Origin of the sequence: Brevibacterium sp. UBA7493 (genome assembly GCF_002479565.1) — a bacterium.
GTDB classification, from domain to species: domain Bacteria; phylum Actinomycetota; class Actinomycetes; order Actinomycetales; family Brevibacteriaceae; genus Brevibacterium; species Brevibacterium luteolum.
In genome coordinates this window covers 396,301-422,761 of sequence record NZ_DLOD01000003.1, presented here as the reverse complement: position 1 = coordinate 422,761, position 26,461 = coordinate 396,301, and the positions used below count along the sequence as shown (strand labels likewise).

Here is a 26,461-nt window from a genome sequence, read left to right as displayed (position 1 = left end):
GCGGTTGAAGCCCGGCCGTGCTCTACGATTGAGCACGTGGCACGTAATATTTCGTCTGCCGTCAAAAGACTACTCGTTGGACGGCCCTTCCGCAGTGACCGGCGCAGGCCTGTGCCGCTGCGCAAGCGTCTGGCGATGCCGGTCTTCGCCTCCGACATGCTGTCGTCGGTGGCCTATGCGCCTGACGAGATCCTGCTGGCCCTCTCACTGTCCGGTCTCGTCGCGCTGACCGTCTCGCCGTGGATCGGCCTGGCCGTCGGCGTCGTCATCCTCGTCATCGTCTGGTGCTACCGCCTCAACCTGCGCGCCTACCCCGGCGGCGGAGGCGACTACGAGGTCGCCGGCAAGAACCTCGGCGTGCGCGCCGGCCGGGCCGTCGCGGCCTCCCTGCTCATCGACTACGTGCTGACCCTGGCGGTGTCGATGACGATGTTCGCCTCCTATGTCGGCTCGATCGTCCCGGAGCTCAAACCTCACCGCATCATCGTCTCCGTCATCGGCATCGTCGTCGTCACCGTGCTGGCCCTGCGCGGAACCCGCACCGCCCCGAAGCTGCTTGCCATCCCAACCTACCTGTTCCTCGCCGCAGTCTTCCTCACCCTCATCGTCGGCGCCTACCGGGTCCTCACCGGCGACACGCCGATCGCTGTCACGAGTGACTACTGGGTGCTGCCGCGGACGGACTTCGACACGCCGCTGTTCGGGCTGGCTGCCGTGTTCATCGTGCTGCGTGCCTTCACCTCCGGTTCGGTCGCCCTGGCAGGTGTGCAGACCGTCGCCACCGCCGTGCCCCGCTTCACCTCCCCGCGCGGGCACAATGCCGGCCGCACCCTGCTGCTGACCGGTGCGCTGTCGGCCACGATGCTCATCGGCATCACCTGGCTCAGTTCGGTCATCGGTATCAAATTCGTCGCCGAACCCCACATCTACCTGCTCAACCGGGCCGGCACCCCCATCAGCGCCGACTACGTCCAGGACCCGGTTCTCGGCCAGCTCGCCCACGCGGTGTTCGACGACGTGCCCGTGCTGCCCTCGATCGTGGCCGCAGTGGCAGCGCTTGTGCTCATGGCGGCAGCCAACACCGCCGTCGAGGGATTCCCCGGGCTGGCCTCGCGGCTGGCCCGAGACAGCTTCCTGCCCCGCCAGCTGGCTACCCGCGGTGACCGGCTGACCTTCTCCAACGGCATCCTGCTGCTCTCCGGGGCTGCGATCGTCCTCGTCGTCGCCTTCCGCGCCCGGGTGCCCGACCTCATCGAGCTCTATCTCGTCGGCGTGTTCTTCGCCTTCAGCCTCGGCCAGCTGGGCATGATCCGGCACTGGACCGACCGGATCCGCACGATGGTCACCTCCCCGACGCGCCGGCGGATGCAGGCCAACCGCGTCATCAACACCGTCGGATTCGTCCTCGTCACCCTCGTCCTCGTCGTCGTCATCATCACGAAGTTCGCCGGCGGCGCCTGGATCGCCGTCGCCGCGATCGCCGTGCTCTACGCGCTCATGGGCCTCATCCACCGCCACTACGGCCGTGTCGCCTCCGAACTCGCCCCCGAAGAGGACGCCTCGGACACCACCCTGCCGCCGAACACCCGCGCGGTCGTCATCATCACCCAGATCCACAAGCCGGCACTGCGCGCGCTCAGCTATGCGAGGGCCAGCCGCCCGACCTCGGTGCAGGCGATCACCGTCGCCGTCGACGAGGATGCCGCCGAGGCGCTGCAGCGCGAATGGGACGAGATGGGCCTGCCGGTGCCGCTGACGATCCTCGACTCGCCGTATCGCGAACTCGTCCGCCCGGTCATGAACCACATCGCCGACATGCGCCGGCACCACCCCAACGACCTCATCGACGTCTACATCCCGCAGTACATCGTCGGCCGCCGCTGGGAGAACATCCTGCACAACCAGACGGTGCTGCGGCTGAAGTCGCGGCTGCTCATCGTGCCCAATGTCGTCGTCTCGATCGTGCCCTGGCGGCTGCGCTCCTTCACCCGCAACCAGGACGTCCTCATCCGCCGGGTCGGCGACATCGACCACGACGTCATCGGCCGGGAGCAGCGATGAGCCCCGCCGCCGAGGCGGTGGCCGGCGATGCAGTCGAGCTCACCGTCGACAAGCAGGTGGGGGAGGGCTACGGGCTGGCCCGCCACGACGGCCGCGTCGTCTTCGTCTCCGGTGCCATCCCCGGCGAACAGGTCCGCGCCGAACTCACCCAGGTCAAGAAGCGCATGGCCTACGCCCGCACCACCGAGGTGCTCCAGCCCAGCCCGCACCGGGTTCCCGACCGCCGGCTGGCCTGGGGTGCCGCCGGGGTCGGCGGCGTTGAGTTCGCCCACGTCGACCTGCCCCACTCACGGCAGCTCAAGACCGATGCCGCCGCCGAGCAGCTCGCCCGCCTCGGCGGGCTTGAGGACACCGGGCTGAGCATCGCGGCAGCCCCAGGTGAACAGGCAGCCGAAGCCGCCGATCCACACGCGGCGGCCACTACTGCCGGAACCATATGGCGGACCCGCGTGCAGCTGGCCGTCGACGCCGCAGGAACACCGGGCATGCGGGCGGCCGGCTCCCACACGGTCATCCCGGTGGACACGGTGCCCCTTGCCGTGCCGGTCCTCGACGACCTCGGACTGCACACCCTGCGCCTGCCGGGACTCGAGCGCATCGAACTCACTGCCTCCCACGCCTCAGGCGCGGTCGTCCTGCACACCCGGCCCGGAGCCGAACTCGACCCGCGCGCGGTCGAATCCGTCGCCGCCCGGCTGGGGGAGCAGGACGGGCAGTGGTCGCTGCTGCACCGCAGCGGCCAGCCGGTCCGCCGCGGCGGCCGGGGCGGACCGGCGGTGAGGAATCGCGGCGGATCGGCGGTGAGGAATCGCGGCGGCAGCAGCCGCCTGGAGGTGCTCGCCGGCACCGGTGAGGTCACCGAGCGTCTGCACCTCGACACGCCCGGCGGACCGCTGGAGCGGGACTTCCGGCTGCGCGCGGACGGGTTCTGGCAGGTCCACGTCGATGCCGCAGCCGTGCTCGCAGGTGCGGTCGTCGAGGCTGCAGCAGGAGCGAGCCGGGTGCTCGACCTGTACTGCGGCGCCGGGCTGCTCGCCTGCGCAGTCGGTGCCGCCTACGAGGTGCCGGTCACCGGACTCGAAGGAGCCCCGGAGGCGATCGCCGCCGCCCGCGCCAACAGTGCCGACCTCGATGCCGACTTCGCCGTCGCCCGCATCGACCGGCTGAGCGAACTGCCCGCGGCCGACGTCATCGTCCTCGACCCGCCCCGCGCCGGGGCCGGACCTGCCGTGACCGACGCGCTGACCGCCTCGGGTGCGGAGCGGATCGTCTACGTCTCCTGCGACGCCGGCACCTTCGCCCGCGACGCCCGGGCACTGACCGACAGCGGGTTCACACTGGCCAGCTGCCGCGGTTTCGACCTGTTCCCGCTGACCGCACACGCCGAATTCGTGTCCGTCTTCACCCGGTGAGCAGGTGTCCGGAAAGCGTCCGAGCTGGTGGAAACGCGTGTGCGGATGCGGTAAGATTTATCTTGATATCAAGATAAATTACGGCACAGTTCTGTGACGTAATCGCGTGGCGGGCCAGTCCGTGCGGCTCGCCGCGGATCAGCAAGTCGTGTGCCACGGAAGAGGAGAGTCACGATGAGTAACGTTGACAGTTTCGGCTCGAAGGGCACCCTGGAGGTCGGCGGCAAGTCCTATGAGATCTACCGCCTGAACTCGGTCGAGGGCTCGGAGACGCTGCCGTTCAGCCTCAAGGTGCTGCTGGAGAACCTGCTCCGCACCGAGGACGGCGCCAACATCACTAAGGACCACATCAACGCACTGGCCAACTGGGACGCCTCGGCTGAGCCGAGCACCGAAATCCAGTTCACCCCGGCACGCGTCGTCATGCAGGACTTCACCGGTGTGCCCTGCATCGTCGACCTCGCCACCATGCGCGAGGCCGTCAAGGACCTCGGCGGCGACCCGTCGAAGATCAACCCGCTCGCCCCGGCCGAGCTCGTCATCGACCACTCCGTGCAGATCGATGCCTTCGGCTTCGAGGACGCCATCGAGCGCAACATGGACATCGAGTACGAGCGCAACGGTGAGCGCTACCAGTTCCTGCGCTGGGGCCAGACCGCCTTCGACGATTTCAAGGTCGTCCCGCCCGGCATGGGCATCGTCCACCAGGTCAACATCGAGTACCTGGCCCGCGTCGTCATGGCCCGCGAGGTCGACGGTGTCACCCGCGCCTACCCCGACACGCTCGTCGGCACCGACTCGCACACGACAATGGTCAACGGCCTCGGCGTGCTCGGCTGGGGTGTGGGCGGCATCGAAGCGGAGGCCGCGATGCTCGGCCAGCCGGTCTCGATGCTCATCCCGCGCGTCGTCGGCTTCAAGCTCACCGGTGAGATCCCCTCCGGTGTCACCGCCACCGACGTCGTCCTCACGATCACCGACATGCTGCGCCAGCACGGCGTGGTCGGCAAGTTCGTCGAGTTCTACGGTGAGGGCGTCGGCGCTGTGCCGCTGGCCAACCGTGCGACCATCGGCAACATGAGCCCCGAGTTCGGCTCGACTGCTGCGATGTTCCCGATCGACGAGGTCACCGTCGACTACCTGCGCCTCACCGGCCGCGACGAGGACCAGATCAACCTCGTCGAAACCTACGCCAAGGAGCAGGGACTCTGGCACGACCCGTCGAACGAGGTGGAGTACTCCGAGTACCTCGAGCTCGACCTCTCGACGGTGGTGCCCTCGATCTCCGGCCCGAAGCGTCCGCAGGACCGCATCGAGCTGTCGGATTCGAAGGAGCAGTTCCGCAAGGACATCCACAACTACGCCAAGCCCGGCGAAGAGGACAAGTCCGCCAGTGTCGCCATGGGCGACGGACGCAACTTCGAGCTGGCCAACGGTGCCGTGGCGATCGCGTCGATCACCTCGTGCACCAACACCTCGAACCCGTCGGTCATGATGGCTGCCGGCCTGCTGGCCCGCAACGCCCGCAAGCGCGGCCTCAACACCAAGCCGTGGGTCAAGACCTCGGTCGCACCGGGCTCGAAGGTCGTCACCGACTACTACGAAAAGTCCGGCGTCATGGAGGACCTCGAAGCGCTGAACTTCTACACCGTCGGCTACGGCTGCACCACCTGCATCGGCAACTCCGGTCCGCTGGAGTCGGAGATCTCCGAGGCGATCCAGGACAACGACCTCTCGGTCACTGCGGTGCTTTCGGGCAACCGCAACTTCGAGGGCCGCATCAGCCCTGACGTCAAGATGAACTACCTGGCCTCGCCGCCGCTCGTCATCGCCTACGCGCTGGCTGGCACGATGGACTTCGACTTCGAGAACCAGCCGCTGGGCAAGGACGAAGACGGCGTCGACGTGTTCCTCAAGGACATCTGGCCGACTCCCGAGGAGATCGAGCGCACGATCGACGAGTCGATCGACACCAGCATGTTCACCAAGGAATACGGCGCCATCTTCGACGGTGACGAGCGCTGGCAGCGGCTCGAAACCCCTTCGGGTGACCTGTTCGAGTGGGACGACGAGTCCACCTACGTGCGCAAGCCGACCTACTTCGACGGCATGACAATGGACCCGGAGCCCATCGAGGACATCTCCGGCGCCCGCGTGCTCGCGCTGCTCGGCGACTCGGTCACGACCGACCACATCTCCCCGGCAGGTTCCTTCAAGGCCGACACCCCGGCCGGCAAGTACCTGCAGGAGCACGGTGTTGAGCGCAAGGACTTCAACTCCTACGGCTCGCGCCGCGGCAACCACGAGGTCATGATCCGCGGAACCTTCGCCAACATCCGTCTGCAGAACCTGCTGCTCGACGGCGTGCAGGGCGGATTCACCCGCGACTTCACCCAGGAGGGCGGACCGCAGACGACGATCTACGACGCCTCGGTCAACTACCAAGAGCAGGGCATCCCGCTCGTCGTCATCGGCGGCGCCGAATACGGCACCGGCTCCTCGCGCGACTGGGCTGCCAAGGGCACCAAGCTGCTCGGCGTCTCGGCCGTCATCGCCCAGAGCTTCGAGCGCATCCACCGCTCGAACCTCATCGGCATGGGCGTGCTGCCGCTGCAGTTCCCGGCCGGTGAGTCGGCAGAGTCCCTCGGACTCGACGGCACCGAGACCTACGACATCTCCGGAGTGTCGGCCATCAACGACGGCGACATCCCGAAGACCGTCAAGGTCACCGCGAAGAAGGACAGCGGCGAGACCGTCGACTTCGACGCTGTCGTGCGCATCGACACCCCGGGTGAAGCCGACTACTACCGCAACGGCGGCATCCTGCAGTACGTGCTGCGCTCGCTCGTGCGTCAGTGACGCCAACCGCAGGATGACAGTGCAGCAGGCCTGACCTGCAGCGCTTGAACCGGCACAGCAACGGCCGGAGCACCACCAGGTGCTCCGGCCGTTCTGTGTGAACGCGTCTCGTGTCCACCTGGATACGAGCGTCCGAAAGAGTAGACTTGACGTTCTGACCGTATGAAATCGGATATGACGCATGTGTGTCAGCTGCCGATGAGGAGCAGCGTAAAGGAGTCGACAACCGTATGACCTTCCTGGAGAACATCACTTCGCCAGCGGACGTCAGACAGCTCAGCACCGCCGAGTGCCAGGTGCTGACGAAGGAGATCCGTGACTGCCTCATCACCACCGTGGCGCAGACCGGAGGCCACCTCGGCCCCAATCTCGGCGTCGTCGAGCTGACCACCGCAATCCACCGGGTCTTCGAGTCCCCGCGTGACACGATCCTCTTCGACGTCGGCCATCAGAGCTACGTCCACAAACTGCTCACCGGCCGCTACCCGGAGTTCTCCACACTGCGCCAGCGCGGCGGCATCTCCGGCTACCCGTCCCGAGCCGAATCCGAACACGACGTCATCGAGAACTCGCACGCCTCCAGCTCGCTGTCCTGGGCCGACGGCATCGCCAAGGCCCGCCAGCTGACAGGGGAGCAGGACCGGCACGTCGTCACCGTCATCGGTGACGGTGCACTCACCGGCGGCATGGCCTGGGAGGCGCTGAATACGATCGCGGCTGATAAGTCCCAGCCGCCGCGCAAGCTCATCATCGTCGTCAACGACAACGGCCGCTCGTATGCCCCGACCGTCGGCGGCTTCGCCGAGCATCTCGACTCGCTGCGCACCTCATCGCAGTACGAGAAGTTCCTCTCCTGGGGCAAAGAGCGCCTGCAGCAGTCCGGGCCTCCCGGCCGGGCCGCCTATTCGGCGATGCACGGCATGAAGAAGGGCCTCAAAGACATGATGGCCCCAGCCGAGACCGGCATGTTCGACGAACTCGGCATCAAATACGTCGGACCTGTCGACGGGCACGACCTCGACAGCCTCGAACGCGCCCTGGCCAAGGCCAAGGACTACGATCAGGGCCCGGTCATCGTCCACGCACTGACCCAGAAGGGCTACGGGTACGCCCCGGCGATGGCCGACATGGACGATCAGTTCCATGCCGTGGGCGTCATCGACGCCGAGACCGGCCGCTCACAGCCGTCGAAGTCGACGTCGTGGACGTCGGTGTTCGGAGACGAGATCACCCGCATCGCCCGCGAGCGCAAGGACATCGTCGCGATCACCGCGGCCATGCTCATCCCGGTCGGCCTCAAGCGCTTCGCTGAGGAGTTCCCCGAGCGTGTCTTCGACGTCGGCATCGCCGAACAGCACGCCGTCGCCTCGGCCGCCGGACTGTCCTACGGCGGACTGCACCCGGTCGTGTGCCTGTATGCCACCTTCCTCAACCGCGCCTTCGACCAGCTGCTCATGGATGTGGCCCTGCACAAGCAGGGAGTCACCTTCGTCCTCGATCGCGCCGGCATCACCGGCCCTGACGGTGCCAGCCACCACGGCATCTGGGACATCGCGATGCTCCAGGTCGTGCCCGGCCTGCAGCTGGCCGCTCCGCGCGATGCCACCCGGCTCGTCGAGGAGTTCAACGAAGCAGTCGCGATCGAAGACGCCCCGACCGTCGTGCGGTTCTCCCGCGGTTCGGTCGGCAACGACATCGAGGCGCTGTCGCGGACCGAGGACGGTGTCGACATCCTCGCCGAACCCGCTGACGGCCTTGATCGCGATGTGCTTATCGTCTCTGTCGGCGCGCTGGCCGATCGTGCCCTGGCGCTGGCCGAGGAGCTGCGGCAGCGTGCGATCGGCGCGACGGTCATCGACCCGCGCTGGGTGCTGCCGGTACCGGATTCGGTGCTGACGATGGGCAAGGACCATGCGCTCGTCGCCGTCGTCGAGGACGGTGTGAAGATCGGCGGCATCGGTTCGCAGATCCGCCAGGATCTGCGCGATGAGGATTCGCGCACCGGTGTGGTCGAACTCGGTGTGCCCGATGAGTTCCTGCCGCACGGCACGCGTGAGGAGATCCTCGAATACGCCGGCCTGTCGGTGCCGGACATGCTCGACAACACTCTGCACATGCTGCCCCCGCATCTGGCTGAGCGCGCCCATCGGGCCAGCCGCCGCGCCATGTGAGGAACCAGCCGTCATCGCATCAGATGACGGGTTGTGCTGAGTCAGATCTCAGCTGGTGGCGTTGTCGGCTGCGTGTGCCGCCTCGGCGAGCACCTCGGCGGTGCGCTCGATCTGCCACGGCCTAGCTGAGTTGGCCGCCAGATAGGCTTCGACATCGGTGACATCGCCGACCGTCCGCTCAGACGCCAGCGACTTCACGATCCGCGGGGTCAGCAGCACGTCATGGGGCATCTCCAGCTCATCTGCGACAGCTCCCACGGCAGCGCGCATCTTCTCCGATCGCGCCGTGGCGACCTCCCGGTCAGCGCGCGGACCCGTCTTGGGCTGCGGCTGACGGCGCGGCGGCAGCTCGGAATCCGGCAGCGCATCGGCACGCTGCAGGGAATGCAGCACATTCGCCGCCGCCCGTCCGGAGAGCTCCTTGCCACCAGGCAGCCGGTAGATGTCATCGATCGTGCGCACCTTCGGATCCGTCAGGGCCACGAGCAGCCGATCGCGCAGCAGCCGGGTCGGTGCGATGTCGCGGCTGGAGGCTGCCGCATCCCGGTCGAGCCACAGCTGCCGGGCCCGGGCGAGAGCGCGGCGTGACTTCACCGTTCCCAGACCGCTGATCCGCCGCCACGGTTCGGCATGGACGCGCCGCTGGAAACCGAGCAGATGCTCGAACTCCTGCCGGGCGAACTCGTCCTTGCCGGTCTCACGCAGCTGGCGCGCCAGAGATTCGCGCAGCTCGATGAGCACCTCGACATCAAGGGCGGCATAGTTGAGCCAATCCAAGGGCAGAGGGCGCTTCGACCAGTCGACATAGGAGTGCTCCTTGGCCAGGCGCACACCGAGCTCATTGCCGACCAACGCGGCAAGCCCGAAACGCTCGGCACCGAGCAGCCGGGCGGCCAGCTCGGTGTCGAACAGCGCCGAGGGCGTCATCCCGCGATCGGCCAGGCACGGCAGGTCCTGGGTCGCAGCATGCAGGATCCACTCGACACCGCTGAGCGCGGCATCGACCTGCCTGAGGTCCGGCAGCGCCTCGGGGTCGATGAGCACGATCCCACTGTCGGTGCGCTTGAGCTGGATGAGAAACGCCCGATCCCCGTAGCGGATGCCGGAAGCGCGTTCGGCATCGACAGCCACCGGTCCGGTGCCCGAAGCCAGCAGATGGGCGACCTCGTCAAGGGAGGTCGTGGTGTCGATGACCTCAGGAACACCGCCGGCAGGGCGGGCGAGCAGGGGCAGATTCTCGTCGACGTGGCGTGAGCTCACCGGCGTCGCCCCGGCAGCGGCGTCACGCCTTCGGGAACAGGGGGCAGACCGGCGACCATGCCGATGAGGTCGATCCAGGCATTGACGTGGTTGCCCATCTCCTCGGGATCCTCAACGACCGGGGTCCAGGAGGCGCGCAGCTCCAGATCGACCGTCCACGGCCGGCCGGCCAGGGTTCCGAAGCTCTCGGACATCACACGCGTTGTGGTGCCGCCTGCCTTGGCGATCTCGCAGTCGTGGGTCTCCAGCGCCTCGGTCAGCCATGACCAGGCGACCGGGCCGAGCATCGCCTCATTGCCCATCTCAGCCTCAAGCTCCGCGCGGATGTAGCTCACCAGCCGGAACTCCCCTTCCCACTCCTCAGGGCGGGCGGGGTCGTAGAGCAGCACGATCCGGCCGGTGGCCAGCTCCTCGATGTCCTCGCCGGTGGCCGCCTGGAAGGCCTCATCGGCACGAACCTCGGCACCGAGGGCGATCGCGTAGGGGGCCAGCTTCGAGGGGGCGGGGATCTCGCTGACTTCGATGCGCGCATCCTCGCGCGGTGAGCGCAGCACATCGGCTGCGCGGGCGAAGGCCTGCGGGATCCGGTTGAGCGGTGATGGGGCTATCACACTTCACACTGTAGGTCGAGGCACTGACAACAGCGAGCGTCCACGCCGGGCACGTCGCGGCTGAATGGCATCGACCACCGGAGCCGGGACTAAAGTGGCGGCAAGGAATGTTACGGCAGACAGGACGAAAGGAGACCGCTGCCGATGAGCGCAGACCCTGAGGATTTCAAGCACGCCTTCCGGCACCACCCCGCCGGAGTCGCCGTCATCACCGCACAGTCACCAGACGGGCCGATCGGCCTGACGGTCTCCAGCCTCGCCAGCGTCACCCTGCAGCCGCCGATGCTGCACTTCTCCGTCTCCACCGCCCGCTACTCAGCCTCCCGGCTGCTCGGTGCCGAGACCTTCGTCGTCAACACCCTTGGTGCTGAACACGCCGAGATCGCCCGCGCCTTCGCCCGCTCCGATGGCCCGCGCTTCACCCCTGAACAGGGCTTTGCGACCCTGGAAGGCGGCGACCCGTACCTGCCCGGCGCCCACGCTGTGCTGCACTGCCGCTTCGCCTCCCAGACGCCGGCAGGCGACTCAACCGTCTGCGTCGGAGAGATCACCGACATCATCACCGCAGAGCCCGGCCGGGCACTCGTCTACGTCGACCGCGAGTTCTACGCCCTCGACGCCGCCGACCGGATCTGAACTGACCTGCGCACGACCCGTCACTGACACCGCCACTGCAAGGAAGGGACCATGTCCCGGAAGTTCCTGCCCCAGCTCGCCTTCACCGGTGCACTCACCGCTGCCGCCGCCGTCGCCGGCTCGGTCGCGACACGCGCCGGTCTCGATGACTACGACAAGCTCGACAAGCCGGACTTCACTCCGCCCAGTGAGGTCTTCCCGATCGCCTGGACGACGCTGTACGCCGATATCGCCGCCACCACCGCCCACGCGCTGAAGAAGGCCCGCACCGAGAAGGAGCGCCGCCGTCTCGTCGGCGAACTGGTCTTCAACCTCGGGCTCAACGCCGGCTGGTCGATGGCGTTCTTCGGCGGCAAGCGCCGCTGGACGGCCACCGGTGTCGCTGTCGCGCTCACGGCATCCTCGGTCTCCCTCGCCCGCCAGGTCGGCAAGCAGGAACCGGCAGCTGGCTGTGCGCTGGCCCCGTACCCGGCGTGGTGCGCCTTCGCCACCGTGCTGTGCGCCTCGGTCGCCGCCCGCAACGACTGAACTCTCAGAACCGCAGCACCTGCACCCCGGCATGATCCGTCATGCCACTGGGTGCCGGTTCGTCTGTGCGCAGCAGCGTGAAACCGGGCCCGAGGCGGGAGCCACCGAGGGTGAGGAGGAAGGTCCCGTCGACCACGGGGTCAGGTGGCTCGCCAGCGGAGGCGGCCACCGCCTCGGCGGTGGTGATCATGAGGTTGACGGCGTGACACGGTCGGGGCAGCTCGACGAGCTCCGTCACTGCGGCACCGTCGAAGACGCACGCCTGACCGTCGGCTAGGGCGAACCGGGTGCGGTCGATGTCGAGGACGACATCGGCGCCGATCGGCCGGAAGATCCGGCGCATGCCTGGCAGCGCTGAGAACGCAGCCGGCCGCTCCAAGGATGCGATCGACAGCCGCCAGGCAGGAAGCCCGGGCGTCAGTGCCGCGGAAGCATCGAGGGAGACGAGCTCGACGGTCGAACCGGCCCCATTGGCCCAGGGGGCCGCCGGCTGGTCGGCATAGGTAGCGATCGGTGTCAGCTCACGTGTCATACCGCCAGCCTAGACGCCGGTACCGGTGCCCGTGAGACGGGCTGTTCTGGAGGGCGAACGGTTTTCTCCCCGCCAGCCACAGATGAGACGATAGGTCCATGACGACGACTCTTGTGCGTGCAGCGCGCTCTCAGCCGGTAGACCGTACCCCTGTCTGGTTCATGCGTCAGGCCGGCCGCTCCCTTCCCGAGTACCGCGAACTGCGTCAGGGCAACCAGATGCTCGAAGCCTGCCGCACCCCCGACCTCGTCACCGAGATCACCCTGCAGCCGGTGCGCCGCCACAACGTCGACGCCGCGATCTTCTTCTCCGACATCGTCGTCCCGCTCCAGGCCGCCGGCATCGACGTCGTCATCGAACCCGGCGTCGGCCCGGTCATCGCCCACCCAGTGCGCACCCAGGCCGATATCGACAGCCTGCCCGAGCTCACCGCCGAGATGATGCCCGACATCACCGAATCGATCTCGCGCATCGCAGCCGAACTCGCCACCCGCGAGGACACCGCCCTCATCGGCTTCGCCGGCGCCCCGTTCACGCTTGCCAGCTACCTCATCGAAGGCGGCCCGAGCCGCAACCACGAGAAGACCAAGGCGATGATGGCAGGCGCCCCAGAGATGTTCTCCCAGCTGCTCGGCAAGCTCGCCGCTATGTCGACGACGTTCATCGACGTGCAGCTGAACGCCGGCGCGCAGGCCTTCCAGCTCTTCGACTCCTGGGCCGGTTACCTCAGCCCGCGCGACTACCGCACCCACGTGCTGCCGCACTCCCAGCGCGTCTTCTCAGACCTCGCACATCACGACGTGCCCAGCATCCACTTCGGCGTGCAGACCGGTGAGCTGCTGCCGGCCATGTCTGAGGCCGGCTCGAATGTCGTCGGCGCGGACTTCCGCGTCGAACTTACCGACGCCTCCACCCGCCTCAAGCCCGGTCAGGCGCTGCAGGGCAACCTCGACCCGGCCCTGCTCTTCGCCCCGTGGGAGGCCCTCCAGCCGCGCATCGAGCAGATCGTGCGCGACGGCCTGACCCACAGCGGCGGGCACATCTTCAACCTCGGCCACGGCGTGCTGCCGGCCACCGACCCCGAGGTGCCCGGCCGGATCGTCGACGAGGTCCACCGCATCTCCGCCGCGCTGCTGAGCGGAGACGACCCGAAGTGAGCGCACCGCGCATCGTCATCGCCGGGGCCGGGATCTCGGGGCTCGCCACCGCCTACCGGCTGACCCGCGCGCTGCCGGATGCCCAGATCACCGTGTGCGAGGCCTCCGACCGGCTCGGCGGCTGCCTCAAGACCTCGACACTCGGCGGGCACGCGCCCTTCGGCGCCGACGTCGGTGCTGAGGCCAGCCTGTTCGTTCGGCCTGAGACGAAGGAGCTGTGCGCTGAGCTCGGCCTCGATCTGGAGTTCCCCTCCCGGGAGCACTCCTCGCAGCTGTTCGTCCGCGATGCGATGCACCCGATGCCCACGGACACACTCATGGGCGTGCCGAGCGATCCGGGCAGCCTGGCCGGGATCCTCACCGCGCCCGAGGTGGACCGCGCCCAGGCAGAGACGCTCACCGATCCTGCCGACGGCGACGTGTCGGTCGGTGAGTTCATCGCCTCCCGGTTAGGCGATGCGGTCGCCGATGTCATCGTCGACCCGCTGCTCGGCGGAGTCTACGCCGGGCGCTGCCGCGACCTGTCGATGGCTGCCACCATTCCCGCGCTGCTGCCAGCCGCCCACGCCGGCACGTCTGTGCTCGAGGCGGTGAGCGAGGTGCGCGCCCAGCGCAGTGCGGCTTCCGGTGCCAACATCCCCGGCACCAAGTCGAAGGACGCCCCGCCGGTGTTCATGACCCTGCCCGGCGGCATCGGACGCCTCATCACCGCCCTTGCCGATGACCTGCGCGCCCATGGCGTGCGCATCAACCTCAACACCCCCGTCACCGCTCTGCAGCCGGGTACGGCTGCCGGCGATGAGGCCTGCGGCGAGGCTGCTTGGACGGTGGCGGCAGGGGAGCAGCTGCTGCCGGCTGAGGCCGTCGTCCTTGCCGTTCCGGCCTATGCAGCCGCACCGATTCTCGCTGACATCGATGCTGAGATCGCAGGCATCCTCAGCGACCTCGACTACGCCGACTCCGCCGTCGTCACTGCCGTGCTTGAGACCGGTGACCAGCCGATGTCCGGTTCCGGGTTCCTCATACCGCCGACCGAAGGCCGGTTCATCAAGGCCTCGACCTTCGCCTCGAACAAATGGCCGTGGCTCAAAGACGCACTGCCAGCCGGCACCGCTGTCGTGCGGATGAGCGTCGGACGCTATGGCGATGACCCGAACACCTGGGCCGTCCTCGACGACGAGCAGCTCGCCGCCCGGGCGCTCGCCGACTGGCGTGACATCACGGGCAGCAACGCCGAATGCCGGCACATGGAAGTCCAGCGCTGGACCCAGTCGCTGCCCCAGTACCGGCCCGGCCACCTGGACCGCAGCGCCGCCATCGACACCGCGTTGACCCGGCACGCCGGTCTCGGACTCACCGGTGCCGCCTATGACGGCGTCGGCATCCCAGTGTGCCTCAAACGCGCAGCAGCAGAGGCGAACCGGATCGCCACCGGCCTCACCGCCGCCACCAGCACCTGAACCGATGACCCGCCGACCCTGAGACCACCCACCCCGAACAGACATGGCCGCCACGGCCGCAGAGAGGAACGAAGGAATGTCTGACTACGTTCAGCCCACTCCCGAACAGATCGAGAAGTACAACAGCGAGATCCGCTACGCCGGCTACAGCGTCTTCGCCGTCGCCGGTGAGCTCGGCGAAGCCGACCGGGCCGAACTGGCAGCCGAGCTGAACGAGGGCCTGGCAGCACTGGCTGATAAGGACCTCGTCGTCCGCGGCACCTACGACATCTCTGCCATGCGCGCTGATGCCGACCTGATGTTCTGGTGGCACGCCCCCTCAGTCGAGGTGCTGCAGGAGGCCTACTCCGTTGTGCGCCGCTCGCTGCTGGGCGGACTGCTCGAACCGGTCTGGTCATGCATCGGCCAGCACCGACCGGCTGAGTTCAACAAGTCCCACCTGCCGGCCTTCCTCACCGACCCGAACCCCGGCGACTACCTGTGCGTCTACCCGTTCGTCCGCTCCTACGACTGGTACCTGCTCGATCCGAAGGAACGGGCCACCATGCTGCGCGACCACGGCAAGGCCGCCGCCGGTTATAAGGACGTCAAGGCCAACACCATCGCCGCTTTCGCGCTGAACGACTACGAGTGGCTGCTCGGCTTCGAAGCCGACGACCTCGACCGCATCATCAGCCTCATGCGCGACCTGCGCGACACCGAGGCCCGCCTGCACGTGCGTGAGGAGATCCCGTTCTTCACCGGCCCGCGTAAGGACCTGGCCGACATCATCGCCCTGTGGCGCTGACCGGCTGAGTAGCGCTCACCATCTGAGCGGCGCTGAGCGCCTGAAACGACACTGTGCCGGCCCCCGCATCCGCGTGGGCCGGCACAGTCATCTGATCACAGTCCTGCTTCGCGGCGCAGCGGGGTGTGCTCGATGCCGTCTTCCATGAACCGCGGGCCCGAGGGCACGAATCCGTACCGGCCGTAGAAGCCCTCCAGGTGGCTCTGCGCATTCATCACCAGCGGCTCACGGCCCAGCTGCGCGACCAGGGCCGCCAGCAGGCGCCCGCCTGCACCGGTGCCCCGCACCTCGGGATCGGTCACCACCCGGCCGATAGAATAGGCGTCGTCGGCACCTGCCGGGCCATCCGGGAAGCCCAGCGGCAGCACGCGCGCATAGGCGGCCGGCATGACCGAGACACCGGTGTCGTTGCCGTGGGAGTCGCGGGAGGCGCGAGCCGGCTGCGGGAAGAACGCATGCAGCGTCTCGGGCACAGTGTCGACGCCGTCGAGGTCGAGGAACACGCAGTCCTGCTCGACGACGAAGACCGCTGAGCGCAGCTGCAGGATCCCGTACAGCTCTGTCGTCGTCAGCTCGGCAAAGGGCTTAACGATCAGGTCGCCGCTCATGCGTCGTCGAAGCCCAGGCAGATCGAGTTGATGCAGAAGCGGGCGTCGGTCGGGGTGGAGAAGCCCTCCCCGTAGAACACGTGCCCGAGGTGGGAGTCGCAGGCTGCGCAGCGCACCTCGGTGCGCACCATGCCCAGCGTCCGGTCTTCGATGTAGCGCACCCGGTCCTCGGCCAGGGGTGCGTAGAAGGCAGGCCACCCGCAGTGGGCGTCGAACTTCGTCTCCGAGCGGAACAGCTCAGCCCCGCAGGCCCGGCACGAGTAGACGCCGGTGGCGGTGTGGTCGGTGTACTCGCCGGTGAACGGCCGTTCGGTGCCGCCCTTGCGCAGCACCTGGTATTCGGCAGGGGAGAGGATCTCCTGCCACTGCCGTTCGCTGCGCTCGGCAGCGCCGGGAGCGTGGGTCGGTTCGGTCATGCGTCTGGCTCCTCCCTGATGCGGATGTGCTCACGCTACCAGGCACGCAGGCTCCGTGAGCCAGGTGAACACCAGCTGAAATCCTCCGTGCTTCCTGGAATCCCACCCCAGGTGAGATGAGTAGGATGAGAGCCAGGAGGGACACAGATGACTCACGCGGACTTCAAGAACCGGGCGCTGCGGGCCACCGTGGCCGGACTCGGGGCGGGCCTGGCCGCCGGGGCGGTCGTCTCGGTCGCCTCATCAGGGCTGGCCGCCTACTTCGCCCGCCGCATCGTCGTCCCCGAACACGCCCCTGAGGACCTGGAGATCCTGCACGTCGACGGCTTCGACGACGATATGCGCGTCCACCTGCCGGCCACCGACGACACCCTCGTCAACGGCCGCTACGGCCTGTACTTCGATTCGGCGACCGGCCACGCCCAGCTCGGCGATATCATCGAATACGACCCAGTCTCCCAGACCGTCTCGCGGGAAGTCCTCGCCGTCACCTCCGGCAACCTGCGCACCGCCCGCTGGGGCCGCTGGACCGGCCAGTTCTACTCACATCCCGACCAGCTCAACCTACCGTATGAGGACACCGCGCTCGTCTCCGATGTCGGCGAGCTGCCGGCCTGGTATCTGCCGACGACCGCTGAGAAGCCCAGTGACACGTGGGCGATCCTCATCCACGGTCGCGGTGCGACCCGCGCCGAATGCCTGCGCGCAGGCCCCGTGCTCGATTCGCTGAGCATGCCGGCCCTGGCGATGGCCTACCGCAACGACGCCGAGGTGCGGGTCGGCCGGTCTGCCCGCTACGGGCTGGGAGACACCGAGTGGCTCGACGTCGATGTCGCCATCGACTACGCCCTGGCCCGAGGTGCGAAGAACGTCGTGCTCTTCGGCTGGTCGATGGGCGGGGCGATCGCCTTCCAGGCCGCCTCCCGCGGCCGCAACCGCGACCACATCCGCGCCCTCGTCCTCGACGGGCCGGTCGTCGACTGGTACAACGTGCTCGACCATCAGGCCAAGCTCAACTTCCTGCCCACCCCGATCGCACGTTTGACCCTCGATATGATCACCCGCCCGTGGGCCCGGCGGATCACCGGGCTGGAGACCCCGCTCGACCTCGACCGGATGGACTGGCTGACCCGAGCCGCCGAACTGGACAAGCCGCTGCTGCTCATCCACTCCGAAAGCGACGAATTCGTCCCCACCGGTCCCTCACATGCCCTGGCGAATGTGCGCCGCGACCTCGTGACGATGCCCAGCTACACCAAGGGCCGGCACACCAAGGAGTGGAACACCGACCCGGAGCGCTGGTCGGATGATGTGGCGAACTTCCTCGAATCGAAGGTGCTGCGCAGCCCGCTGCCCAGCCGCCGGCAGCCAGCAGAACCGGCCCGACTGGCAAGCGCGTCACCGACGCAGCCGACTCACGCAGCATCATCAGGTGACACTGTCGCGCAGGAGAACTCGCGGCTGCTCGATCTGAGCAACCGGCAGCTCGGGCGCGGCGACGGCTGCCTGGACCTGCCTGTCGACCGCTGATTCAGCGGCCGGCAGGCCACCGGTTCACAGGACGCCGAGCTCCTGGGCGGTCTCCCGCTCGGCCTGCAGCTCAGCGACCGAGGTATCGATGTGCTTGCGGGAGAACGCATCGACCTCCAGGCCGGTGACGATCTCATAGCCGCCGTCGGCACACACGACGGGGAACGAGGAGACGAGGCCTGCCGGCACGTCGTACTCACCCTGTGAATGCACCGCCATCGACACCCAGCCGCCGTTGCTGCCGTGCTCCCAGTCGCGCAGGTGCTCCAGCGTCGCGTGCGCTGCCGAGGCTGCTGAGGAGGCTCCGCGGGCGGCGATGATCGCCGCGCCGCGCTTGGCGACCGTCGGCACGAACTCATCTGCCACCCACGCCTCATCGCCGATGACCTCGGCCAGCGGCCGGCCGGTCAGCCGGGCGTGGGAGATGTCGGGGTACTGGGTGGCGGAGTGGTTGCCCCAGATGGCGACCCGTTCAAGGTCCTGGACCTGCACCGGCTCACCGGTGACCTCGGTGGCCTTTGCCGCCAGCTGGGACAGCGCCCGGTTGTGATCGAGCCGGGTGAGAGCGGTGAACTGCGTCTTCGGGATATCCGGGGCGTGGTGGGAGGCGATGAGCGCATTCGTATTGGCCGGGTTGCCGGTCACGACGACCTTGACATGGCCGGCGGCATTCTCCAGCGCACGGCCCTGGGTGGAGAAGATCTCACCGTTCTTCTGCAGCAGATCAGCACGCTCCATGCCCTTCTTCCGCGGCATCGAACCGATGAGCAGCGCGGCATCGACACCGTCGAACGCGGTAGCGGGGTCGTCGGTGATCTCGACGGCTTCGAGCTGGGTGAAGGCGCAGTCGTCGAGTTCCATCACGACGCCTTCGAGGGCCTGCATCGCCTGCGGGATCTCGAGCAGGCGCAGGCGGATCGGCTCATCGCCGTAGACGAATCCTGCTGCCAGACGGAAGAGGAGGCTGTAGCCGATCTGTCCGGCGGCCCCGGTGACGGCGATGGTGCGGGTCATGATGTGCTCCTATCGGTGGGGTGGTTCAGGGAGAGTCCAGCTGCAGGCGGTGGATGGTCGCCGAACCGTCGGTCAGCTGGGACAGCGGGCGGGCTCGCAGCGGCGGGTCGAAGGTGGGCCCGGACACCAGGCCTGGGCCCGTGCCAGTGATGAGGGGGCTGACGGTCAGGCACAGCTCGTCGATGACACCGGCCTGGAGCCACGTGCCGAGCAGGGCGGGCCCCCCTTCGCACAGCACCCGGCGCATCCCTCGGGCGCGGAGGTCAGCGAGCACCGCTGCCGGGGTGACATCGTCTGCATGGGTGACGACGTTGCCGTCCCCGAAGTAGCCGCGCAGGCGATCCAGCGTCGCCTCATCCGCACATGAGGTGTGGACGATGACATCGGAGTTGCCGGCGGCATCGAGACGGTCGGTGTCGATGTTTCCGGAGGCGGTGATGAGGACGAGTGCGGGAACGTCGGCCTGGCCGCGGCGGCGGCGCTGGGCGAGGTGGGCGCGCTTGGCGGCAAGCCGGGTGTAGCCTTCGGCGCGGGCGGTGCCGGCTCCGACGACGACGGCATCGGCCAGGGCGCGCAGCACGGAGAAGACCCGCATATCGGCAGGGGAGGAGATCTCCCGGGAGCTGCCGTGGGCGCCGGTGACCGCCCCGTCGAGAGTGGTGACCATGTTCGCCTGCACCCGCATGCCGTGCGGGCCAGTCAGCGGGCCGGAATCATAGAGAGCGGTCAGCGCCGGCTCGCCGAGCTCATAGGGCAGCAGCCGGGCCTGCGGGGTCAGCTCGCGCAGTGTCGTGCGGGTGGGGAAGTCAGCTCGTGCCGCCATGCGCTGCCCGACTCACCGGCCGAGGATGTCCGCAGGACCCATGACGATGTGCGGATCGAGCTCAGGATCGATGGTCTGCAGCAGATACTGCATCTCATCGGTCGGCACGGTCACACAGCCGCGGGTGGGGGAGTCGTGGTCGACGTGGAGCCAGATCTTGCCGCCTGCGTCCCAGCCCATCGGGCGGGTGTTGTCCGTCGGGGCAGTGCCGGGCTTGCGGTTGTAGTTGATGGCGATGACGTAGTCGAACACATCGCGCCAGTCCTCACCGTAGACCTGGGCGGCGCCATCGCGCAGGCCGCTGTCCTGGGTGTAGGGCAGCTTCGAGTTCGGGTCTGCCTTGGCCCCACCGGCGTCGGTGAGAGCGAACACGCCGACCGGCGTGGTGCCGTCGCCCTCGCGGCGTTCCTCTGCCCAGCCGCTGCGGCCGTTGTGGGCGGTGAAGACCTTGACCGCCTCCCATTCGGAGTCGGCGTCAGCACGCTGGTAGAGCACCAGTTGGTTCTGCGTGTCCTTCTCGTCCTCACCGATGGCCACCAGCACCTGGCGGGCCGAATCGGGCACATCGCTGCGCGTCTCGGGTCCGACACCGGGCAGGGATGGGAACGTCTGACCGGCGGAGATGTCATCGGCAGGCATGACCTTGTCAGCATCCGGGGTGCTGGCCGCTTCGTCGTCTGCGGTGGAATCGGCGGCGTTGGGCTCGATGGGCGCCTGGACGGCTGGGGCCGGGAAATCACCGGGAGCCTGCAGCTGCGGAGCGCTGAGGCTGGAGCCGACACTCTCGGCAGCGACCGGAGCGCCGTCACCGGCTGCCTGCGCGTTGGCGCTGCCGGCTGCGCCGCATCCGGAGACGAGCAGTGCGGCCGCTGTCAGCACAGCAGCCGGCAGGACTGTCTTCGGCGCGATGGGCATACTGCCATTATTCCATGCTTGAGCAGGCAGTGCAGGATCCGGCGCGCCTGGCCACCTCCTGAGTACGCGGCTGTGAGCAGCAGACTAAACTGGGAGCACTATGACCCTGCCACCACCGCCGTCGCACCGGCCGCAGCCGCGCCGCCGCGCCGACTCCGAACCCGAGGAGTCGCTGACGACCCAGCTCTTCGTCGGCCAGCCCAAGCCGGGCGCCGACCGCTCTGCCGACCCCGCCGGCCCGGGAGCCAGCGGGCCCTCCGGAAACCAGCCGCAGGCCGATGCCACCGCTGCGATGCCGCCGGTGACCGGAACACCAACCGCCCCATCTCAGCCGCAGGCAGCGCCTGCCGGCCAGCCTTCGCCGGAGCCTGTCGGCGCCGCCGGAGACAGTGCGGAGTCGACGAAGATGCTCAGCCTCGAAGAGCTGCGCGAACTCGCTGCGGAGACCCGCGACGACCGGCTCGACGGCACCCGTGAGCAGGACATCCCGCGCGATCACCTGCCGAAGGCGACCAAGGCTGATGAGGCATTCGCCGAACAGCAGGCAGCACCCTCGGTGTGGCCGGCACGTCAGCCGTCCGATGCACCGCCACCGCCGGCACAGCCGCCGGTCGTCAGCCCGGCCGCCTCGCAGGCCTACGGCGCCACCCCGCCCGGTTACGGTGCAGTCCAGCCCGGTTACGCCGCCGCCCAGGGTCACAGCCCCGTGCAGAGCTATGGAGCGGCACCTGGCTATGCGCCCGGGCATGGAGCGCCGAGCCCCGGACAGTCTGCCGGTTTCGGGCAGCCGCCGGGCGTGCCGACCGGATCGTTCCCGCAGCCACCGGCACAGCCGCCGCGCAAGAAGGGCGGCCTGCCGGTCCCGGCCATCATCGCCATCATCCTCGCCGCGCTCATCGTCGCCGGCAGCATCGGCTACATCGTCTGGGATGTCAGCACCCGCAGCGACGACGTCCAGGGAGACACGCCCCCGCCGCCACCGGCTGACACCACCGAGCCGACGGGCGAGGCGAGCCAGGAGCCGACCGAGACCTCCGGTGAGCAGGTCGCTGAGTCCTTCACCACGCCTTCGGGCAACATCTCGTGCACGATCAGCAACGAACGCGCCCGCTGCGCGATCGCCAGCTTCGACTACGACCCACCGGCCGACAAGCCCGAGAACTGCAAGGTCGACCCGTGGGGATCCGTTGTCGTTGCCAATGCCGAGGGTGCCGGCTTCTCGTGTGCCGAAGCACCGCCGAGCAGCGGTGAGGCCCAGGAGCTCGCCTACGGCCAGAGCCTCGAGGCTCACGGGATGCGCTGTACCTCGAACGAGGACGGCGTCGAATGCTCGCACATGGAGTCGGGCAAGGGCTTCAAGATCGCCCGGGCTGCAGCAAACTTCACGAACTGACATCTCACACCTCGGACGCGGCTATGGATGCCAGCAGCTGCGTTCTAGGGTGGGAGCATGGCTAGGCACATCCTCCTCCTTCCGTGCCGCGGCGAGGCCTGACACAGGCCGCATCCTCGCCGCGGAGTCCGTGCTGCCGGTCGCTGACACACCCGCCGGGTCACTCGCCCACCTGCGATACTCCCGGGCTCTGAGCACACCACAGAGGATGAAACACCATGGCGAAACTGCAACAGCCGACCCCCATGCCCTTTGCGAAGTACAAGTCCTTCTTCGACCGCATCTCCCTCGACATGCGCGACAGGACCTGGCCAGACCAGCGGATCACCAAGGCCCCGCGCTGGCTCTCAACCGACCTGCGCGACGGCAACCAGGCACTCATCGACCCGATGACACCCGACCGCAAGCGCGCGATGTTCGACCTGCTCGTCCGCCTCGGGTTCAAGGAGATCGAGGTCGGCTTCCCGGCTGCCAGCCAGCCGGACTTCGACTTCGTCCGCCAGATCATCGAAGAGGACGCGATCCCTGATGATGTGCGCATCTCGGTGCTGACCCAGGCACGTGAGGACCTCATCGAGCGCACCGTCGAGAGCCTCGTCGGCGCCAAGAAGCCGACGGTGCACCTGTACAACGCCACCGCCCCGGTCTTCCGCAAGGTCGTCTTCGGCTTCGACGGCGAAGGCTACGACCAGACCCGCGACATCGCGATGCGCGGCACCCAGGCGGTCATGAAGCACGCCGAGTCGCTGCTCGGGGATGCCGACTTCGGCTACCAGTACTCGCCGGAGATCTTCGTCGACACCGAACCGGAGTTCGCCCTCGACATCGTCGGCAACGTCCTCGACATGTGGCAGCCGGCAGACGGCCGCGAGACCGTCGTCAACCTGCCGGCCACCGTCGAACGCGGCACCCCGAACACGTACGCCGACCAGATCGAATGGTTCTGCCGTCACGTGCCCTACCGGGAGGCCATCGCCATCTCCCTGCACCCGCACAACGACCGCGGCACCGGTGTCGCAGCCGCTGAGCTCGGCATCATGGCTGGTGCCGACCGCATCGAAGGCTGCCTGTTCGGCAACGGCGAGCGCACCGGCAACCTCGACCTCGTCACCACCGCACTGAATCTGTACTCCCAGGGAGTCGATCCCGAACTCGACTTCTCCGACATCGACGAGGTCATCCGCACCGTCGAGTACTGCAACCAGATCGGTGTGCACGAACGCCACCCTTACGGCGGCGATCTCGTGTTCACCTCGTTCTCCGGTTCGCACCAGGACGCGATCAACAAGGCCTTCGCCGACCGGGAGAAGAAGGCCAAAGAGGCCGGCGTGCCGACCGACGAGATGGAATGGGACATGCCCTACCTCCCGGTCGACCCCAAGGACCTCGGCCGCACCTATGAGGCGATCATCCGCGTCAACTCCCAGTCCGGAAAGGGCGGGGTCACCTACCTGCTCAAGAGCGAGTACGGCCTCGACATGCCCCGGCGCATGCAGGTGGAGTTCTCCAAGGTCGTCCAGCAGCACAGCGAATCCGGCGGCGAGATCCCGGCATCGGAGATCTGGCAGATCTTCTCCGATGAGTACCTGCCGGCAGAAGAGGCCAGCAAGAGCTGGGGCCGCTTCCGAGTCACAGCACTGCGCACCGAATCGGCTCACGTCGATGACGATGCCGCTGGCAAGAACGCCGAGCGCCTCGAAGTGACCCTGGAGACCGATGGCCAAGAGCGCTCCTACGAAGGCCACGGCACCGGCCCGCTGAACGCACTCGTCAACGTCATGAACGAGAACTTCGGCGTCGACGTGCGAGTCCAGGACTACACCGAGCACGCGATCGGCGCCGGAGCAGACACGACCGCAGCGGCCTACGTCGAGATCGCTATCGGCGACCGCGTGTTGTGGGGTGCTGGCATCCACCCGAATATCACGAAGGCCTCACTCAAGGCCGTCATCTCGGCGATCAACCGCTATATGCGGGATGAGACGAGCTTCGACGGACAGCAGTGACACGCTGAGAGCCGACAGGGCGCTGGGACGATCATCCCAGCGCCCTGTTCCGTCTTCAGTCGTGCTTCAGCCAGCCTGCTGATGCCGCAGGCGCGCCCAGCGGCGCAGCGCTGTCGTCAGTGTCGTGCCGATGAGCGGTAGGCACAGCAGGGCCGGGGCGAACAGCGGCCCGCCGCCGGGGACGAAGAATGCCGAGAGGAGCATGAGCGCCACAATGCCGGTCGTCACCGCCGCCGCCAGTGCCGCGATGCGCACGGCTGCAGCCGCTGAACCCGTGCGATCACGGGCACAGGCGCGCAGGGCGATGCCGAGTGCAGCCGCACACGCGACAGCAGAGATGCCACCAAGGGCAAAGGCGATCGCGTAGAGATCCAAGGCGGTGCTCAGACCCGGATACTCCGGGCGGAAGGCCAGCGCCTGGGAGACGACGGCAAGGGTGGCCGCTGCGATGGGGACGGTTGCGATCCATGCGGTGGCCGGCAGGGCGGAGAAGACCCCGCGGGCAGGATTCGAGGCAGCCGGCTGATGGGTCTGAGTGGGATGAACAGCGGTCATCATGACGGGGCTCCAGGTGTTCGCATCAGAGATCGAACTTTCATCGTAGATCTGGCTTCTGAGGCGATCCTGAGACGCAGATGAGAGACATCGGTGGAGTGTGGGCTGGCGGCACGCCCAGACAGCACCTCGCAGCGGCAGCGGGCCGGGAGTGAGATAATCGGCTGGTGAGGTTCTATCGTGATGTCGGCATCGTCCTCGGCGGGCACAAGCTCGGCGAGGCTGATCGCATCGTCATCATCCTCACCCGCAACCACGGCCTCATCCGCGCGGTCGCCAAGGGCATCCGCCGCACCAAATCCCGGTTCGGCTCCCGGCTGGAGCCGTTCATGTTCGTCGACGTGCAGTGCCACATCGGCCGCAGCCTCGACATCATCACCCAAGTCGAGCTGCTCGAGCCCTTCGCCCGCGGGATCATGTCCGACTACGACACCTACGCAGCAGCCACCGGCATGGCCGAAACTGCGATCCGCCTGACCGAGGACGAACCGCAGGCTCGCGCCCAGTTCCTGCTGCTTCTGGCCGCCATCCGCTCCCTGTGCAACGGCGAGCACGCCCCGGGCCTGAGCCGGGATGCCTATCTGCTGCGGGCGATGTCGCTGGCCGGCTGGGCGCCGAGCCTTGATGACTGCGCCCAGTGCGGGACACCTGGCCCGCATCGGGCGTTCTCACCAGCCCTCGGCGGTGCTGTCTGCCACTCCTGCCGCCCGCACGGCACTGCGCTGCCGAGTTCGGAGACGATGGACCACCTCACCGCGCTCATGTCCCGTGACTGGCAGCGGGTCGAGGCCAGCAGCGCCTACCAGCAGGCGGAGGCCTCCCGCCTCATCGTCACCTATGTCCAATGGCATCTGGAGCGCAAGGTCAAGTCCCTGGCCGTGCTCGCCAGCCAGCCGGCACCCGTCCAGCCGGCCTCACACCCGCCCGCCCCGTCAGCTTCTGTGGAGACCACATGACCTATCCCGCACCGCCGCCCCACCCCTCGGGAGCGGTCCCGCCTGCGATCCCGGCGAAGTTTGTGCCCGACCATGTCGCCATCGTCATGGACGGCAACGGCCGGTGGGCTAATGAGCGCGGCCTGCCGCGCACCGAGGGGCACAAGGCAGGGGAGGCCTCTCTGCTCGACGTCATCCACGGGGCGATCGAAATCGGTGTGAAGCACCTGTCGGCCTATGCTTTCTCGACCGAGAACTGGAAGCGTTCGCCAGAGGAGGTGCGCTTCCTCATGGGCTTCAACCGCGATGTCATCCGCCGCCGCCGCGACGAGCTGCACGCCCTCGGTGTGCGCATCGTGTGGTCGGGTAGGCGCGGACGGCTGTGGAAGTCCGTCATCGACGAACTCGAACGCGCCGAGGAGATGACGAAGCACAACACCGGGCTGATGCTGCAGTTCTGCGTCAACTACGGCGGCCGCTCTGAACTCGTCGACGCCGTCAACGCCATCACCCGCGAGGTCGCTGCCGGGAAGATGAAGCCGGGCAAGATCACCGAGAAGTCCCTGACCAACCGGCTGTACCACCCCGAAGTCCCCGATGTGGACCTGTTCCTCCGGTCCTCGGGTGAGCAGCGGACCTCGAACTTCCTGCTGTGGCAGTCGGCCTATGCCGAGATGGTCTTCCAGGACGTGCTGTGGCCCGACGTCGACCGCCGCACCCTGTGGGCGGCCATCGAGGAGTACGCGCGCCGCGACCGCCGCTTCGGAGCGGCCGTCGACGCCCCGAAATGAC

Annotated in this window: 23 protein-coding genes; 14 read left to right on the top strand and 9 right to left on the bottom strand. The window is 67.9% G+C overall.

Annotated features, from left to right (window positions below; genetic code table 11):
• The first annotated feature begins 36 nt into the window (after positions 1-36).
• The 4 genes from B4E96_RS03265 (at position 37) to dxs (ending at position 8,503) form a co-directional block, all read left to right on the top strand.
• Positions 37-2,061: an APC family permease gene (locus B4E96_RS03265; protein ID WP_338075939.1), complete on the top strand. Its 2,025-nt coding sequence runs from the start codon at positions 37-39 to the stop codon at positions 2,059-2,061.
• On the top strand, positions 2,058-3,473 hold the full coding sequence (locus tag B4E96_RS03260; RefSeq protein ID WP_286956361.1) for a class I SAM-dependent RNA methyltransferase: 1,416 nt from the start codon (positions 2,058-2,060) through the stop codon (positions 3,471-3,473). The genes B4E96_RS03265 and B4E96_RS03260 overlap by 4 nt, the downstream gene beginning before the upstream one ends.
• Positions 3,474-3,647: 174 nt before the next feature.
• Positions 3,648-6,332 (top strand): aconitate hydratase AcnA, encoded by a 2,685-nt coding sequence (acnA, locus tag B4E96_RS03255; protein WP_286956360.1) that lies wholly within the window; start codon positions 3,648-3,650, stop codon positions 6,330-6,332.
• Positions 6,333-6,562: 230 nt separating this feature from the next.
• Positions 6,563-8,503 carry a 1-deoxy-D-xylulose-5-phosphate synthase gene (gene dxs, locus B4E96_RS03250; protein WP_259796385.1) on the top strand — a complete coding sequence of 647 codons (1,941 nt, stop codon included), beginning with the start codon at positions 6,563-6,565 and terminating at the stop codon, positions 8,501-8,503.
• 48 nt (positions 8,504-8,551) lie between these two features.
• On the opposite strand, the gene B4E96_RS03245 is transcribed toward dxs, so the two are convergent.
• Positions 8,552-9,763, bottom strand: a complete 1,212-nt coding sequence (locus tag B4E96_RS03245) for a ribonuclease D (protein ID WP_286956358.1) — start codon at positions 9,761-9,763, stop codon at positions 8,552-8,554.
• Positions 9,760-10,374, bottom strand: a complete 615-nt coding sequence (locus B4E96_RS03240) for a DUF3000 domain-containing protein (protein WP_102160482.1) — start codon at positions 10,372-10,374, stop codon at positions 9,760-9,762. Before B4E96_RS03240 ends, B4E96_RS03245 begins: the two co-directional genes overlap by 4 nt.
• Positions 10,375-10,518: 144 nt before the next feature.
• On the opposite strand from B4E96_RS03240, the gene B4E96_RS03235 reads away from it, so the two are divergent.
• The gene (locus tag B4E96_RS03235) at positions 10,519-11,010 is read left to right on the top strand and encodes a flavin reductase family protein (RefSeq protein ID WP_102160480.1); all 492 of its coding nucleotides are present in this window, start codon (positions 10,519-10,521) and stop codon (positions 11,008-11,010) included.
• Between the two features lie 51 nt (positions 11,011-11,061).
• Positions 11,062-11,538 (top strand): TspO/MBR family protein, encoded by a 477-nt coding sequence (locus tag B4E96_RS03230; RefSeq protein WP_102160478.1) that lies wholly within the window; start codon positions 11,062-11,064, stop codon positions 11,536-11,538.
• A 4-nt stretch (positions 11,539-11,542) separates the two neighbouring features.
• Here B4E96_RS03230 and B4E96_RS03225 read toward each other — a convergent pair whose 3' ends face one another.
• Entirely contained in the window at positions 11,543-12,070 is a 528-nt protein-coding gene (locus B4E96_RS03225) for a HutD family protein (protein WP_102160476.1), read from the bottom strand.
• Positions 12,071-12,168: 98 nt separating this feature from the next.
• On the opposite strand from B4E96_RS03225, the gene hemE reads away from it, so the two are divergent.
• From hemE to hemQ, 3 genes are all read left to right on the top strand, one after another.
• A complete protein-coding gene (gene hemE / locus B4E96_RS03220; protein ID WP_286956356.1) occupies positions 12,169-13,227 on the top strand; it encodes a uroporphyrinogen decarboxylase in 1,059 nt (352 codons plus the stop codon).
• The gene (hemG, locus tag B4E96_RS03215) at positions 13,224-14,687 is read left to right on the top strand and encodes a protoporphyrinogen oxidase (RefSeq protein WP_286956355.1); all 1,464 of its coding nucleotides are present in this window, start codon (positions 13,224-13,226) and stop codon (positions 14,685-14,687) included. The genes hemE and hemG overlap by 4 nt, the downstream gene beginning before the upstream one ends.
• Before the next feature lie 76 nt (positions 14,688-14,763).
• The gene (gene hemQ, locus B4E96_RS03210) at positions 14,764-15,474 is read left to right on the top strand and encodes a hydrogen peroxide-dependent heme synthase (RefSeq protein ID WP_102160471.1); all 711 of its coding nucleotides are present in this window, start codon (positions 14,764-14,766) and stop codon (positions 15,472-15,474) included.
• 95 nt (positions 15,475-15,569) lie between these two features.
• Here hemQ and B4E96_RS03205 read toward each other — a convergent pair whose 3' ends face one another.
• Together B4E96_RS03205 and msrB are read right to left on the bottom strand one after the other, a co-directional pair.
• The gene (locus B4E96_RS03205) at positions 15,570-16,082 is read right to left on the bottom strand and encodes a GNAT family N-acetyltransferase (protein WP_259796362.1); all 513 of its coding nucleotides are present in this window, start codon (positions 16,080-16,082) and stop codon (positions 15,570-15,572) included.
• Complete coding sequence (gene msrB / locus B4E96_RS03200) at positions 16,079-16,498, bottom strand: peptide-methionine (R)-S-oxide reductase MsrB (RefSeq protein WP_286956353.1); 420 nt, start codon at positions 16,496-16,498, stop codon at positions 16,079-16,081. Before msrB ends, B4E96_RS03205 begins: the two co-directional genes overlap by 4 nt.
• 147 nt (positions 16,499-16,645) lie before the next feature.
• On the opposite strand from msrB, the gene B4E96_RS03195 reads away from it, so the two are divergent.
• Entirely contained in the window at positions 16,646-18,028 is a 1,383-nt protein-coding gene (locus tag B4E96_RS03195) for an alpha/beta hydrolase family protein (RefSeq protein WP_286956352.1), read from the top strand.
• Between the two features lie 24 nt (positions 18,029-18,052).
• On the opposite strand, the gene B4E96_RS03190 is transcribed toward B4E96_RS03195, so the two are convergent.
• Genes B4E96_RS03190 through B4E96_RS03180 form a run of 3 tightly spaced genes read right to left on the bottom strand, consistent with a single transcriptional unit; the run spans position 18,053 to position 20,780 of the window.
• Positions 18,053-19,042, bottom strand: coding sequence for a malate dehydrogenase (locus B4E96_RS03190; RefSeq protein ID WP_102160462.1), 990 nt, complete (start codon positions 19,040-19,042; stop codon positions 18,053-18,055).
• Positions 19,043-19,067: 25 nt separating this feature from the next.
• Complete coding sequence (locus tag B4E96_RS03185; protein ID WP_286956351.1) at positions 19,068-19,865, bottom strand: dihydrofolate reductase family protein; 798 nt, start codon at positions 19,863-19,865, stop codon at positions 19,068-19,070.
• A gap of 12 nt (positions 19,866-19,877) precedes the next feature.
• On the bottom strand, positions 19,878-20,780 hold the full coding sequence (locus tag B4E96_RS03180; protein ID WP_102160458.1) for a L,D-transpeptidase family protein: 903 nt from the start codon (positions 20,778-20,780) through the stop codon (positions 19,878-19,880).
• Positions 20,781-20,880: 100 nt separating this feature from the next.
• Here B4E96_RS03180 and B4E96_RS03175 point away from each other — a divergent pair, with 100 nt between their 5' ends.
• Both B4E96_RS03175 and leuA read left to right on the top strand, forming a co-directional pair.
• Positions 20,881-22,173: a DUF6636 domain-containing protein gene (locus B4E96_RS03175; protein WP_259796330.1), complete on the top strand. Its 1,293-nt coding sequence runs from the start codon at positions 20,881-20,883 to the stop codon at positions 22,171-22,173.
• Positions 22,174-22,391: 218 nt separating this feature from the next.
• Complete coding sequence (leuA, locus tag B4E96_RS03170; RefSeq protein ID WP_102160454.1) at positions 22,392-24,179, top strand: 2-isopropylmalate synthase; 1,788 nt, start codon at positions 22,392-22,394, stop codon at positions 24,177-24,179.
• 66 nt (positions 24,180-24,245) lie between these two features.
• Here leuA and B4E96_RS03165 read toward each other — a convergent pair whose 3' ends face one another.
• Positions 24,246-24,737, bottom strand: a complete 492-nt coding sequence (locus B4E96_RS03165) for a hypothetical protein (RefSeq protein ID WP_286956349.1) — start codon at positions 24,735-24,737, stop codon at positions 24,246-24,248.
• A gap of 164 nt (positions 24,738-24,901) precedes the next feature.
• Here B4E96_RS03165 and recO point away from each other — a divergent pair, with 164 nt between their 5' ends.
• Together recO and B4E96_RS03155 are read left to right on the top strand one after the other, a co-directional pair.
• Complete coding sequence (gene recO / locus B4E96_RS03160) at positions 24,902-25,690, top strand: DNA repair protein RecO (RefSeq protein WP_165882767.1); 789 nt, start codon at positions 24,902-24,904, stop codon at positions 25,688-25,690.
• Entirely contained in the window at positions 25,687-26,460 is a 774-nt protein-coding gene (locus tag B4E96_RS03155; protein ID WP_102160449.1) for an isoprenyl transferase, read from the top strand. Before recO ends, B4E96_RS03155 begins: the two co-directional genes overlap by 4 nt.
• Position 26,461 lies beyond the last annotated feature (1 nt).